11 protein-coding genes are annotated in these 13,852 nt (G+C 69.5%); 6 read left to right on the forward strand and 5 right to left on the reverse strand.

The window, feature by feature from the left end:
* Positions 1-33 precede the first annotated feature (33 nt).
* The 4 genes from RCH15_RS06370 to mutM are packed head-to-tail and all read left to right on the forward strand — an operon-like array spanning position 34 to position 2,562.
* Positions 34-558, forward strand: coding sequence for a YceD family protein (locus RCH15_RS06370; RefSeq protein ID WP_326959185.1), 525 nt, complete (start codon positions 34-36; stop codon positions 556-558).
* 36 nt (positions 559-594) lie between these two features.
* Positions 595-798, forward strand: a complete 204-nt coding sequence (rpmF, locus tag RCH15_RS06375; RefSeq protein ID WP_009356569.1) for a 50S ribosomal protein L32 — start codon at positions 595-597, stop codon at positions 796-798.
* Positions 799-819: 21 nt separating this feature from the next.
* Positions 820-1,581, forward strand: a complete 762-nt coding sequence (gene rnc, locus RCH15_RS06380; RefSeq protein WP_326959187.1) for a ribonuclease III — start codon at positions 820-822, stop codon at positions 1,579-1,581.
* A 9-nt stretch (positions 1,582-1,590) separates the two neighbouring features.
* Entirely contained in the window at positions 1,591-2,562 is a 972-nt protein-coding gene (gene mutM, locus RCH15_RS06385; protein WP_326959189.1) for a bifunctional DNA-formamidopyrimidine glycosylase/DNA-(apurinic or apyrimidinic site) lyase, read from the forward strand.
* Positions 2,563-2,794: 232 nt separating this feature from the next.
* On the opposite strand, the gene RCH15_RS06390 is transcribed toward mutM, so the two are convergent.
* The 5 genes from RCH15_RS06390 to RCH15_RS06410 form a co-directional block, all read right to left on the reverse strand.
* On the reverse strand, positions 2,795-3,118 hold the full coding sequence (locus RCH15_RS06390) for a hypothetical protein (RefSeq protein ID WP_326959191.1): 324 nt from the start codon (positions 3,116-3,118) through the stop codon (positions 2,795-2,797).
* A gap of 107 nt (positions 3,119-3,225) precedes the next feature.
* A complete protein-coding gene (locus RCH15_RS06395; protein ID WP_326959193.1) occupies positions 3,226-3,765 on the reverse strand; it encodes a hypothetical protein in 540 nt (179 codons plus the stop codon).
* A 104-nt stretch (positions 3,766-3,869) separates the two neighbouring features.
* Positions 3,870-4,847, reverse strand: coding sequence for an NAD-dependent epimerase/dehydratase family protein (locus tag RCH15_RS06400; protein WP_326959195.1), 978 nt, complete (start codon positions 4,845-4,847; stop codon positions 3,870-3,872).
* The gene (locus RCH15_RS06405; protein WP_326959197.1) at positions 4,844-7,573 is read right to left on the reverse strand and encodes an alpha/beta fold hydrolase; all 2,730 of its coding nucleotides are present in this window, start codon (positions 7,571-7,573) and stop codon (positions 4,844-4,846) included. Before RCH15_RS06405 ends, RCH15_RS06400 begins: the two co-directional genes overlap by 4 nt.
* Complete coding sequence (locus RCH15_RS06410) at positions 7,567-8,589, reverse strand: 3-oxoacyl-ACP synthase III (protein ID WP_326959437.1); 1,023 nt, start codon at positions 8,587-8,589, stop codon at positions 7,567-7,569. The genes RCH15_RS06405 and RCH15_RS06410 overlap by 7 nt, the downstream gene beginning before the upstream one ends.
* Before the next feature lie 234 nt (positions 8,590-8,823).
* Here RCH15_RS06410 and smc point away from each other — a divergent pair, with 234 nt between their 5' ends.
* Together smc and ftsY are read left to right on the forward strand one after the other, a co-directional pair.
* A complete protein-coding gene (smc, locus tag RCH15_RS06415) occupies positions 8,824-12,459 on the forward strand; it encodes a chromosome segregation protein SMC (protein WP_326959199.1) in 3,636 nt (1,211 codons plus the stop codon).
* A gap of 99 nt (positions 12,460-12,558) precedes the next feature.
* Positions 12,559-13,767, forward strand: coding sequence for a signal recognition particle-docking protein FtsY (gene ftsY, locus RCH15_RS06420; protein ID WP_326959201.1), 1,209 nt, complete (start codon positions 12,559-12,561; stop codon positions 13,765-13,767).
* Positions 13,768-13,852: the final 85 nt, after the last annotated feature.

Raw genomic sequence — 13,852 nt, forward strand, 5'->3', positions numbered from 1 at the left:
GGAGTTCTCATTAAACGAGATGCTAGTTCGCCCTTGGTGTTAGACGTCAAGGACCTCGGACGCAGTCCGGGAAGCATGCGGACGCTGACAGAACATGTACCCGCACCAAGTGACCTTGGTGTGGCGCTCATCGGCGTGCAGGAAGGCTCGGATGTCGAGCTGGACCTGCGGCTTGAGGCCGTACACGAAGGAATTCTGGTATCAGGAACCGCGCATGTTGAAGTTACTGGCGAATGCGGCCGATGCCTGGATCCCCTTGCGTATGACCAAGAGGTTGATGTGCAAGAACTTTTCTTCTACGAGGACGCTGTGTTCTCGGACGGGGAAGACGAAGAAGAGCAACGTCGAGTCGAGCACGATCTGATCGATCTTGAACCGGTGTTGCGGGACGCAGTTGTAACCATGCTGCCGTTCCAGCCGGTGTGCCGGGAAGACTGCCAGGGCCTCTGCTCCGAATGCGGAGTTCGCCTGGAAGACGAGCCGGGGCATCACCACGAGGTGGTAGATCCTCGCTGGGCTGCCCTAGCCGACCTGGCTAAGCCTGACCGGCAAAACTGATTTGTAAGTGTTGGACTAGAGAGAAATGAGTTAGCCGTGGCTGTCCCGAAGCGGAAAATGTCTCGCTCGAATACCCGCGCCCGCCGCTCCCAGTGGAAGGCAACCGCCCCCCACCTGGTGAAGACTGTCGAGAACGGCCAGGTTACCTACAGCCTGCCGCACCAGGCAAAGGTCGTTACCGACTCGGCTGGCACCGCGCTGTTCCTTGAATACAAGGGCCGCAAGGTCGCAGACGTCTAATCCGCCAACAGGCTGACTAAGATGTCTTCAACTGAAGAGCTTCTGAAGCGTCTCGGTGTCACTATTGACGCCGGGACGCTTCGTCTTGCGCTCACACACCGTTCCTACGCCTACGAAAACGGCGGCATCCCCACCAACGAACGCCTCGAGTTCCTGGGCGACTCCATCCTGGGGTTCTCCGTCACCGACGCGCTGTACCGCGACAACCCCACGCTGCCCGAAGGGGACCTGGCCAAGCGCCGCTCCGCCGTCGTCAGCACCCGGGCCCTCGCAGGCATCGGCCGCAGCATCGGCCTGGGCGAGTACATCTACCTCGGCCAGGGCGAGAAGCTCACCGAGGGCAAAAACAAGGCCTCCATCCTCGCGGACACCATGGAAGCGCTCATCGGCGCCACCTACATCTCCAACGACATCGAAACCGCCCGCCAGCTGGTCATGCGCCTGATCGGGCCGCTCCTGGCCGACGCTGCCGCGCTCGGTGCCGGCACGGACTGGAAGACCAGCATCCAGGAACTCGCCGCGAGCCGCCAGCTTGGCACGATCAACTACGCAGTGGAGGGCTCCGGCCCGGACCACGCCCGGACGTTCGAAGCCATCCTGCGGATCGGCGGAAATGACTACGGCTCCGGCTCCGGCAACTCCAAGAAGGAAGCCGAGCAGGAAGCCGCCGCGGACGCCTGGCGCAGGCTCTCAGCACCCGCCGCCGCGTCTGCGGCCCCCGCGGCCGCCGGCGGCGCCATGGAGCCCGGCGCGCAGGACGCGTCGTCCACGACCGGCGCCTAGCCGCGCACCATGCCGGAACTGCCCGAGGTTGAAGTGGTGCGCCGCGGCCTGGTGAGCTGGGTGCGCGGCCGCACCATCACCGCCGTCCAGGTGGTGGACCCGCGCTCCGTCCGCCGGCACCTGCTCGGCCCGGAGGACTTCGCCGGCAACCTGGAAGGCGCCCGCGTCCTGGACGTGGTCCGGCGCGGCAAGTTCCTCTGGCTGCCGCTGGCGGACACGCCCCTCGACTCCCCCGGCAGCGGCCAAGAGGACGCGGGACGCCCCGCCGTCGCCCTGATGGCGCATCTGGGCATGTCTGGGCAACTGCTGATGCAGGACTCCTCGGCGGCCGACGAAAAACACCTCAAAGTGCGGCTGAGCCTCAGCCCCGCAGAGGGCATGCCCGGACAGCTCCGGTTCGTGGACCAGCGGATCTTCGGCGGGCTCTTCCTCACCTCGCTGATCCCCACGGCCGACGGCGGTCCCGGCGGCCGCGCCGAAACGCCCCTGCCGCTGATCGCCGGGGAAGCCGCACATATCGCCCGGGACCCGCTGGACCCCTGTTTCTCCTTCGACGAGTTCTACCGCCGTCTCCGGGCCCGCAAGACCGGCCTCAAACGCGCCCTGCTGGACCAGGGCCTCGTCTCCGGAATCGGCAACATCTACGCGGACGAGGCCCTGTGGAAAGCCAGGCTGCACTATGCCCGACCCACGGACACCCTGCGCCGGGCCGACGCGCTGCGGGTCCTGGACGCCGCCCGTGAGGTCATGACCGACGCCCTCGCCGCCGGCGGAACCAGCTTCGACTCGCTCTACGTCAACGTCAACGGCGCCTCCGGCTATTTCGACCGCTCGCTCAACGCCTACGGCCGCGAAGGCCTGGAGTGCAAGCGCTGCGCCGCGGCCGGAATCGTCAGCATCATGAAGCGGGAACAGTTCATGAACCGCTCGTCCTATTCCTGCCCCATCTGCCAGCCCCGGCCACGTAACGGCCGCTGGTAGGCCAGTCCGCGGCAGTGTTCCGGGGATCCTGACGGGGGAACACCGTCCTTGAGGTGCGGCCGGAGCAGTGCGGCGCGCTTTGCAGCCGGGAGAGGCGGTTCAGACGCTGAAGCTGCTGGCCGTGCGGCTGGGTTTCTCTCCGGACGCGGCCACTGACCGTAGCCCTTAGGGGACCCGTCCCCGTTGATGCGTCTGAAGGTTGCGGCTCCGCCCGTTGCGTGCGTCCGGCGTGCTACTTTCTTGCTGCGGCGATGGCCCGGCGAACTGCCCTGCCGGCTACGGAGACCAGCGGCACCAGGCACACCAACGTGGCAATCGTGTTGGGCTCGAATACTGCCCTTCCGTTGACGGTGCGGTAGACGCCGAGCGGGAGTACTGCTCCGCCGCCACCGCCGCCGGACGGGCCCCGCTCTGATTCGCTGCCGCCGCCGAAACCGAACCAGACCAGTGCGACAGGGACGATCTCCTCGCCGCCCACGTTCACACGTTCGCCGTAGGCCGTGGAAACGCCCATGTTCTTGAAAGTGTCCGCGATGGACGCCAAGGTATCAGCCATGGGTTCAGGGTAGGTCACACAGGCTGCGCGGGGAAGCCGGCGGTTTGCCGCCCCTCGTTTGACTCGTGGTCTGCTGGGTCCAACCGCAGGCCCGGGGCCCCGCGGGCTTAGAGCGCCGGGGTGGGGAAAGTTGTAGCAAGCGAAAGGGCGGCGTTGGTGCCCGCCCGTACGTGCGTGTGCGCGCGTCCGCGCCTTGCGCGCAGCATTTGGAGCGGGCTTTGAGGGAAGTCCCTGGTCATCAGCCAGGCCGCACCGGCAGCCATGACCGGGTTGGGTAAGGTCCAGATCCCCACAGGCGTGATGAGCAGCAGGAACGCGATTGCCAAGGCGAGGCCGATCTTGACGCTCCGCCCGCGACCGAGAATGAGCATGCCCACTGTAAGTTCCCCTGCCGCTGCCAGCGCACCGACGCCTTGCGGGGAAAGGGCCACGACGTTGTGGAACACCCACACGTAGCTTGGCACCAGCGGATCATCCGTGCCGAGCGATAGGAACACCTCAGGTGCCACAAAGCTCAACACGAGGTTTACGGCCACCGCCATGAGGATAAAGAAGACGCCAAGGAAGATCCGGGCAGCCCCCGGCTTCCAAAGACTCAACGCAAGGAAAGCCGTACAGAACACAAGCCAGAGAATCAGCTGTTCCATTTCTTCCTCCGGGTGCTAAGCGCCTCCTGAACCCATTCTCGCCACCGCCCGGGCGGCAGGCCAAGTGCTGAAAGTCCCCTGGGGGTCGAGTGGTCGGGAATCCGCTAAGGCTGCCGCGGGCTGTAGTGCCCGGCCAGCCTCGCCAGCCCCTCGTCCAGCGACACGGCCGGGACCCAGTCGAGGAGTTCGCGGGTTTCCCGCTGGTCAAACCAGTGCGCGGTGGACAGCTGTTCGGCCAGGAATCTGGTCATGGGCGGCTCTTCCGCCCGCCCGGACCGGAGCCACACCTTTTCCACCAGCGATCCTGCCGCCCGGGCCAGCCCGCCCGGCACCGACCACGACGGCGCCGGGACGCCGCCGGCGGCGCAGATCCCCGCCAGCAGTTCGCCCACCGGTCGTGGTTCGCCGTTGCTGACCACCAGCGCCCGGCCGGAGACGTGGTCCATCCGGTGCAGAGCGGCGACGATGGCTGCGGCGGCATTGTCCACGTAGGTGGTGTCGATCAGGGCCGCTCCCGCATCGAGCAGCGGCAGCCGACGGCGGCCGGCACGGTCCAGCACCCGTTCCACCAGCTGCGTGTCCCCGGGGCCCCATACGATGTGCGGGCGCACCGCCGCGACCCGGAGCTCCGGCGAGTTCGCGGCCAGCGCCAGCAGTTCGGCCTCGGCCTTGGTCCGGGAGTAATCGCCGTGCGCACGGGCGGGATCGGCCGGCTCGGCACCCAGTCCGGCAATCGCAGCCCCGGAGTTGGCCACCGACGGGGATGAGACGAACACCAGATCCCGCACGCCGGCGTCGCGGGCGGCGCGGAGCAGACTGCGGGTGCCCTCCACGTTCACGGCGTCGAAATCCGCGGGCCGGCCGGTGAAGGACACCTTCGCAGCCAGGTGGATGACACCGTCGGCGCCGGCGAGTGCGCGCCGGACGGCGTGTACGTCGGTGATGGACGCCGTCAGGTCCGCGGCGCCGTCGACGCCTGCGGGCCGGCGCTGGAACGTGGTGACGTCATGACCCTGGCGCACCAGCTGCCGGGCGACTTCCCCGCCGAGCAGGCCGCTCGCGCCGGTGACAAGGATCTTCATGGGGTGCCTGCGCGGCCGCCGGCCAGCACTGCCGATGCCCACCGCGACAGGCGGGTCCGGTCAATCTTGGCGTTGTGGCGGATGTCGGTGGGCTGGGACGAGACAACCAGGACGGCGGAGACGCTGACGCCGGCCTCGCGGGCCGCCTCCCGGACACGGCCCGCGAGTTGGGGCGCGGCAGGACCGGCACGGCGGGCGGCGGGAACGGTCTCCACGACGGCGGCGACGGCCTGCGTCCCGGCCGGGCCCACGCCGACAACAGCGGCCAGCCCGACGCCGTGCAGGCGTTCGATGGCCTGCTCGGCGCCCACCGGCGTGATGACGGCATCCGGTGCCGTCACGACGTGCGCGAGGCGTCCTTCCACCCAAAGCCGGCCGGCGGCATCGAGATGCCCGACGTCGCCGGTGCGGTGCCAGCCGGCCGTGCGGGCGCTGTCGCGCTGGGTCAGCCACAGCCTGTCGTAGGCTTCCTTCACGTGCGGAGCGCACACCAGGATCTCACCGGTCACCGCCGGCACGGTAACGGGTTTGTCGCCGGGGGCCGTGCCGTCGGCGGCGAGCGGAATGAGGGCCACGCGGGCGCCGTGGACCGGCAGGCCCACGCAGACGCCGTTCCCGGCGCCCGCCATCGTTCCGGTGGCCGCGTCCGCTTCCGCGGCACGGATCTGTTCGAGGCTGATGTCCGTCACGGGCAGCGCCTCGGTCATCCCGTACGGGGTGTGCAGGGAGGCGGAGGGCAGGATCTCCTGCACGGCGGCGAGGAGGGGTTCGGCCACGGGCGCGCCGGCGGAGAGCAGCAGCTCCACACGCTCCAGGGCCTGGTGCCCCGACCGGCTCAGGCTGTCCCGGGTGGCGAGGACGTTGCGCAGCGCCGCGGGGGAGGCGAAGACCACGGTGGCGCCGATGGCCGCGGCGGCGTCCGCCAGTGCCTGGGCCGTCAAGGTCCGGGGTGCCGTCACATCCATGGCGGGCGTCACGGAGACGGCACCCAGGGCCGGTCCCAGCAGGGCGAACGGCGCGAAACCCGCCACCAGACGCGCACCGGGTTGAATGCCCAGCGTCGCGGCCACGGTGTCCCGCATCGCCGCCAGCCGCCGGTGGGTATACAGCACGCCCTTGGCGGGGCCGGTGGATCCGGAGGTGAAAAGCACCGCGGCGGGCGCGTCCGGATCCGGCGCCGGTACGGGCGGTACCGTCCCGGCGTGGAGCTTTCCGCGGCGGGCGAGGGCGGCAAGGGAGGTCTCGACGCCGAGGAGCCGGCGTTGGGCTGCCGGGAGCTCCCGCACGCTGATGCGGCGCCCCGGCCAGCCGAGCACTGCGGCGGCGGCGAGGGCCTTGTCGATGCCGATGAGGAAATCCGGAGTGGCGCCCTTGACGGCACGGCTGAGGCCGCGGGTGCCGAGGCCGGCGTCGGCCACCACCACCACGGCGCCCAGCCGCAGGCAGGCGTAGAGGACCACTGTCAGGTCCACGCCCGGCGGCACCATCAGGCTCACGCGGCTGCCGGGCCCGACGCCGGTCTCCTGCAGTCCCGCCGCGGCGGCGGCGACGTTTCGTTCCAGGTCCAGCCAGCTGAGCGAGCGGGCGACCGTGCCGTCCGCTGCCATTTCCGCGACGGCGGTGTCCGTGCCGGCCGGTCCCGCGGCGAGCTCCGTCAGCGGCGCCCACAGCGGCGGTGCGGACGGGACGGGGGCGCCAACCGGACGGCTGTCGGCGCCCACCGGACGGCTGTCGGCGCCGGCCGGACGGGTGTCGGCGCCGGCCGGACGGCTGTCGGCGTCCACCGGACGGGTGTCCGGGGCATGCCCGGCGAGCCACTCGAAGATGGGGGTGGCGATGTCCCTGTCCTCGGCAACCAGGTGCCCGGCTCCTTCGAAGCGGTGTACTTTCGCTTCCGGCAGCCGGGTAATGAGGTCCTTGAGGTACCGGTCGGAGAAAATCGGATCCCGCGGTCCCCAGAGCATCAGCGCCGGAACCTTGAGTCCGTGCAGCCCCTCTGCGACGCGGGTGAGCGCGGGGAAGCTGGGATGGGACGCGTCGGCAGGGATGTCCGCGACAAAATTCCCCACGCCGGCGCGGCGGGCGGCGCCCCGGTAGGGGGCCAGGAATGCGCTGCGGACCTCAGGGGTCAACGGCGGGTGGGCCAGGGAGTGCGTCACCCGCAGAAAGGAATCCGACGTCGTGGTTCCCCAGCGGTGCACAGCCGGGTGCAGGGCCAGCCGCAGCGCCGGCGGGATGGGGGAGCCGGCCGGCTGGTGGACGGCAGTGTTGGTCAGGACCACGCCGGCGAGCTGCTGCGGGTGGTCCAGGGCCCAGCCAAGGCTGATCACGCCACCCCAGTCGTGGCCGACCGTGACCACCGGGCCGTCCAGCTCCAGGGCGTCGGTGAGGTCGCCAAGGTCCGTGATCCGGTCCGCCAGGCGCCGGAACGTGCCGGTGCGCTCGGAGAAGCCCATGTCCAGCTGGTCCACGGCCACCACGCGCCAGGGCTGCGCGGGGTTGGATCCGGCGGCCAGCAGGGTCCGCCAGAGGTAGGACCAGGTGGGGTTGCCGTGGACGCACAGCAGGGTGCCGGCAGGAGCCAGGCCGCGGCGGCTGAGCTGGGCGCCGTTGTCGAGCAGGTGCCAGCGGCGCACGGTTCCCGGCGCATCCGCGGCGGAGCTGGAGGCCACCTCGATGTCGCGCGACCACTCGGGGTCGACGCCGGGCCAGTCGGCGGTTACCAAACGATTTCCACCATGGCGGTGTTGAGGCCGGAACCAACGCCCATGCACAGCACACGGTCGCCGGCGCCGAGGTTCTGCGCCTCGGCGGCCAACGTCATGGGCAGGGAAGCCGGTCCCACATTGCCCCAGTGCGGGAATGTGATGGGCACCTTGTCCGGGTCCAGGTCAATGGCGTCGATGATTGCCTGGGTGTAGGCGGTGCTCACCTGGTGCGTGACGTAACGGTCCATCGAAGCCCAGTCCCACTCCGGCTGCGCCTCGTGCCAGGCGTCCACCACCAGCTGCAGGCCGCCGTCGAGCAGGCCCTTGGTGTCCGTGGCCATGCCGTCAATGCCGCCCACACACAGCTCATGGTGCTCGGTGCCGGCGCGCATCACGCCGCCGAGGATCCGGTGGCCGCCGGGATGCTCGTCGGCCGGGCCCAGGACCGCGGCAGCAGCCCCCGAGCCCAGGGTCAAGGTGGCGAACTCGCGGTTGAAGTCTTCGCGGGTGGTCTCCGGCCGTTGCAGCCGGGCCAGGGTGGCCTCCTGCGTCGCCTGGGCGTCCTCGCCGTTGACGATCACCGCGTACTTGATCTGGCCGGAGTCGATCATGTTGGCCGCCAGGGTCATGCCGTTGACGAATCCGAGGCAGGCGTTGGCGAGGTCGAAGTTCATCGCCGACGACGGGAGGCTCAGTCCATGGTGGATCTTCACCGCGACCGACGGTTCCAGGTTCCGCCGCGTCACGGAGGTGTTGATCAGCAAACCCACCTCGGACGCCTCAATGCCGGACTCGGCCAGGGCCTTCGCGCCCGCTTCAATGGCGGCGTCGTCGAACGAGGTCCCGGGAGCCCACCACCGCCGGTGGGTGACGCCGGCCACCCGTTCGAGCAGTCGCGGGGGAAACTTCAACCGGTGCAAAGTCGAAGCCAGCTTGTGGTCGAAATCCCTGGAACTGATGATCCTCGGAGCCTCGACGCTGCTCACCGAAAGCAGGGCGGTGTTGCGGTGCCGGAATGTTGCATTCCCTATCAAAATCAAGCCTCTGTTCGTGTCTGTCCTGCGCTCCGGCGGCTAACCCCGCCTTTAAGCACAAGCCCAAGAGCTTAACTATGCCCGGTGCCGATCCATTCCTGCATATGCAAATTGAGGCAACTGCCCCGTGGTTGCCTCGGTTCTGCGCGGAAATGTCCCTGCCCCGCAGTAGATTGTAGGTATCCGCGGCTGTCCCCACCACCCGCGTCCGCCGAGCAGGAGACCAGAAACACCTTGCATCTGAAAAGCCTGACCGTCCGGGGATTCAAGTCCTTCGCCTCGGCGACGACCTTTGAATTCGAGCCAGGCGTCACCGCCGTGGTGGGACCCAACGGCTCCGGCAAGTCCAACGTGGTGGACGCCCTGGCGTGGGTCATGGGCGAGCAAGGCGCCAAGACCCTCCGCGGCGGCAAAATGGAGGACGTGATTTTCGCCGGCACGTCAGGACGGCCGCCGCTGGGCCGCGCGCATGTTTCCCTCACCATCGACAACAGCGACGGCGCCCTGCCCATCGAATACAGCGAAGTCACGATTTCCCGCACGCTGTTCCGCACCGGCGGCTCGGAATACGCCATCAACGGCGCCGGCTGCCGGCTCCTGGACATCCAGGAACTCCTCTCCGACTCCGGCCTGGGCCGGGAAATGCACGTCATCGTGGGGCAAGGCCAACTGGACAAGGTGCTCCATGCCACCCCCGAGGACCGGCGCGGCTTCATCGAAGAAGCCGCCGGCATCCTCAAACACCGCCGCCGCAAGGAAAAGACGGTCCGCAAACTCGAAGCGATGCAGGCCAACCTCGCCCGGCTCAGCGACCTCACCGGCGAAATCCGGCGCCAGCTCACGCCACTAGGCAGACAAGCCGAGGTAGCCCGGCGGGCCCAGACCGTGCAGTTCGAGGTCCGGGATGCACGCTCCCGCCTCCTCGCGGACGACCTCGTCCGGCAGCAGTCCGCCCTGGCCCAGGACGTCGCGGACGAGAGCGCGCTCAAAGCCCGGCGCGGCGTCGTCGGGCAGGAACTTGAGACCGGCAGGCAGCGGCAAGCCAGCCTGGAGCACCTCGCGGCCGAGGCCACGCCCAAGCTCAACGCAGCCCGCGACACCTGGTACCAGCTCTCCACCGGCCGGGAACGGCTGCGCTCGCTGGGCTCGCTCGCCGAGGAGCGGCGCCGGTTGCTGGGCACCTCCGACGCCATGCCGGATTCCGGCCGCGACCCCGACCAGCTGGACCGCCAGGCCGCCCGCGTCCGCGAGGAACAGGCCGGGCTGGAACGCCAGATCGTGGACCGCCGTGGCGCCCTGGACGGCACGACGGCGGCCAAGCAGGACGCCGAAAACGCCGCAGCGGCCGAGGACAAGCGGCTCGCCTCCTTGCTCCGCGCCGCCGCAGACCGCCGCGAGGGCCTGGCGAAACTGGCCGGACAGGTGGGTGCCGCACGCTCCCGGGTCGAAGCCGCGCAGGCTGAACTCGGCCGGCTCCGTGAATCCCTCAAGGCGGGCGAGGAACGCCGCCGGCAGGCGCACAGCGAATTCACCGCCCTCGAATCCCAGGTTGCCGGCGTGGAGGACGGCGAGGAAACCCTCGACGCCGACTATGAGGACGCCAGCGCGGCCCTGGACGCCGTCGCGGCCGATATCGATGCGCTCACAGCGGCCGAACGCGACGCTGAGCGCGAACGCGGAGCCCTGATGGCCCGCCGCGACGCCCTGCAACTCGGACTGAACCGCAAGGACGGCTCCGAGCACGTCCTCGGCTCGGGCATCCCCGGGGTCCTCGGATCTTTGGCGTCCATGGTCACCGTTGAGCCCGGCTTCGAGGCCGCCGTTGCCGCGGCCCTCGGCGCCTCCTCCGACGCCGTCGTGGTCCGGGACAGCGCGGCTGCGGCCGCCGCCGTCCGGAACCTGAAGGACGACGACGCCGGCCGGGCCGCCCTGCTGCTGTCCGAGGTCCCTTCCGCCGCCGGTCCGGATCTACCCTCCGGCGGGGTGCCGCAGTCCGAGGCCGGGGCTCCCGGCGCCGACCTGCCCGCGGGCGCCCGGTGGGCCTCCGAGCTCATCACAGCATCCGGCACCGACGACGCCGCCCCGAAGCTGCCGCTGACCGCGCTGCTGGCGGGCATCGCCGTCGTCGATGACCTGGACGCCGCAGCGGCGCTGGTGGCCGCCCGTCCGGACCTGACCGCCGTGACGCCGGCCGGGGATGTGCTCACGGCGCTGAGCGTGAGCGGCGGCTCCGCGACGGCACCGTCACTGCTGGAGGTGCAGGCAGCGGTGGACGATGCTTCCGCCCGGCTTGCCGCGGTGACGGCCGAGTTGGAGCGCCACCGCTTCGCCCTCGCCGCCGCCCGGGACCGGCGGGCCGCGGCGCAGGACCGCGCCGACGCGGCCCTCGAGAAACTCCATGATTCCGATGCCCGGCTGGCGGCTGTCGCCGAACGCCTGGGGCACCTGAACTCCGTGCTGCGCAGTGCCGTCGGCGAGAGCGAACGGCTCGCCGCCTCCCTCGCAAAAGCAGAAGCCAACATCGTGACCGAACAGCAGACGCTGACCGCGGTGGCGGCGCGGCTCGCCGCCGCCCAGGAAGCTCCGGCCGAGGAAGAACCGTCCCCGGAACACCGCGACGCGCTGGCCCTCGCTGCATCACTGGCCCGCAGCGCCGAAATGGACGCCCGGCTCGCCCTGCGCAGCGCCGAAGAGCAGCTCACCGCCACCCGCAACCGGGCCTCGTCGCTCGAACGCGCCGCCGCCACCGAACGCCGCGCCCGCGAGGAAGCCGCCGAACGGGCACGCCGCCGCCGCCTCCAGGCGCACCGCGCCGCGGCCGTCACCGCCGCCGTCGCCGAAGTCATCGGTTTCCTGGACGTCTCCGTGGAACTCGCCCGGCAGGAACGGGACAGCGCCGAGGAACGCAAGGAACAGATGGACGCCGAGCTCGCCGCTGTGCGCGGCAGCAACGACGCACTCGCCCGCGAACTGGCCGAGCTGACCGACTCCGTGCACCGCGACGAACTGGCCCGCACCCAGCAGCGCCTCCGGATCGAAGCCCTGGAACTTCGCAGCATCGAGGAACTGGGGCTGACCGCCGACCAGCTGGTGGCCGATTTCGGCCCCGACCGGCCCGTCCCCGTCGCCGCCGCGGCATCGGGCGACAAATGGGCTGCCCTGCGTGCGCCGGTCGATGAAGCCGGCCGCGAGATCGTGGCCGGCAAACCCTTCGTCCGGGAGGAGCAGGAGAAACGGCTGAAGCGGGCCGAAAAGGACCTGTCCGCGCTGGGCCGGGTCAATCCGCTGGCGCTGGAGGAATTCGCCGCCCTCGAGGAACGCCACCAGTTCCTCAGCGCCCAGCTCGAGGACCTCAAATCGAGCCGGAAGGACTTGCTGGACATCATCAAGGAAGTGGACGAGCGCGTCCAGAAGGTCTTCGCCGAGGCCTTCGAGGACACCTCGGAGCAGTTCGTCCGGATCTTCGCCCGGCTCTTCCCCGGCGGCGAGGGCAGGCTGGTCCTCACCGACCCCACCGACATGCTCACCACCGGCATCGAGGTTGAGGCGCGGCCGGCGGGCAAGCGGATCAAGCGGCTCTCACTGCTTTCCGGCGGCGAACGGTCGCTGACCGCGGTGGCCCTGCTCGTCGCAATCTTCAAGGCCCGGCCTTCACCCTTCTACGTCATGGATGAGGTGGAAGCGGCCCTGGATGACACCAACCTGGGCCGGCTCATCACCATTTTCGAGGAACTGCGCGAGTCCAGCCAGCTGATCATCATCACGCACCAGAAACGCACCATGGAAGTTGCTGACGCCCTCTATGGGGTGACCATGCGCGGCGACGGCGTCTCCACCGTCATCAGCCAGCGCCTCGGCGTCCAGACCTAAACAGCGGCCCGTCGGCCCCGGCCGGCCCGGGAGCCGGGGTCCGTCCGCTCCGGTTTTCCGGCTCCGCGGCCGCTTTCCGGTTTGTGAGAAGCTAGGGGAGTGAACGACATCCTCCCCATTCTCCTGCCCATTCTCGCCGCCCTGGTGGTCCTCGGTGCGCTCCTTCCGGTTCTGATGAAGACCCGGAAGAACATCACCAACTACCCCGGAACCCGGGACGAGAACGATCCTGTGCAGCCGGGTGCCGGCGGAACCCTCCTGGAAGACCGTCCTGCTCCCACCCGGGACCGGAACGCACCCGACGGCGTCGACCTGGAGGGCCTGGAAACGGTTGACGTGCCGGACAACGTCGCCGGACTGGAAACCGTCCCCGTGGAGACGCCGCTGCCGGTGGCAGGGCGCCTGATCCGCCTGCGCGAACGGCTCATCCGTTCCAACAACATCTTCGGCAAGGGCCTGCTGGCCCTGCTCTCCGCCGACAAGATCGATGAGGACGTCTGGGACGAGGTGGAGGAAATCCTCCTGCTCGCCGACCTCGGCACCGAGCCCACCCTGCAGCTCGTGGACGCGCTGCGGGAACGCGTCAAGGTGCTTGGCACCCGCTCCCCGGAGCAGGTCAAAGCCCTCCTCCGTGAGGAACTGATCAAGCTGGTGGACCCCACGATGGACCGCACGCTGCGGGTCCAGCGCCACGCCGACAAGCCCGCCGTCGTGCTGGTGGTGGGCGTCAACGGCGTCGGCAAGACCACCACGGTGGGCAAGCTCGCCCGGGTGCTCGTCGCCGAGGACAAGGACGTTTTGCTCGGAGCGGCAGATACGTTCCGCGCCGCCGCCGCCGAGCAGCTCGCCACCTGGGGCAGCCGCGTCGGTGTTCCCACCGTGAAGTCCGACGTCGACGGCGCGGACCCGGCGTCCGTAGCCTACGAGGCGGTCAAGGCAGGCATCGACCAGGAAGTCGACGTCGTCATGATTGACACCGCCGGGCGCCTGCAGAACAAAACCGGCCTGATGGACGAGCTCGGCAAGGTCAAACGCGTGATCGAGAAGCTGGCCGAGGTGGATGAGGTGCTTCTGGTCCTGGACGCCACCACCGGCCAGAACGGCCTGAACCAGGCCAGGGTGTTCGCCGAGGTAGTCAACATCACCGGCATCGTCCTGACCAAGCTGGACGGAACCGCCAAGGGCGGCATTGTGGTGGCCATTCAGAAGTCGCTCGGCGTCCCGGTCAAGCTCATCGGCCTCGGCGAGGGCGCGGACGATCTCGCCCCGTTCGACGCCGAGAACTTCGTCGATGCCATCCTGAATTAGGCCTCGCCGCCGCACCGCTTAAACGCGGCTGGCTCCCGGGTGATGCCGTTCGCTGAACTGAACGGTACTGCCCGGGAGCCAGTTG

The organism is Arthrobacter sp. MP_M4 (genome assembly GCF_035984855.1).
GTDB lineage: Bacteria > Actinomycetota > Actinomycetes > Actinomycetales > Micrococcaceae > Arthrobacter.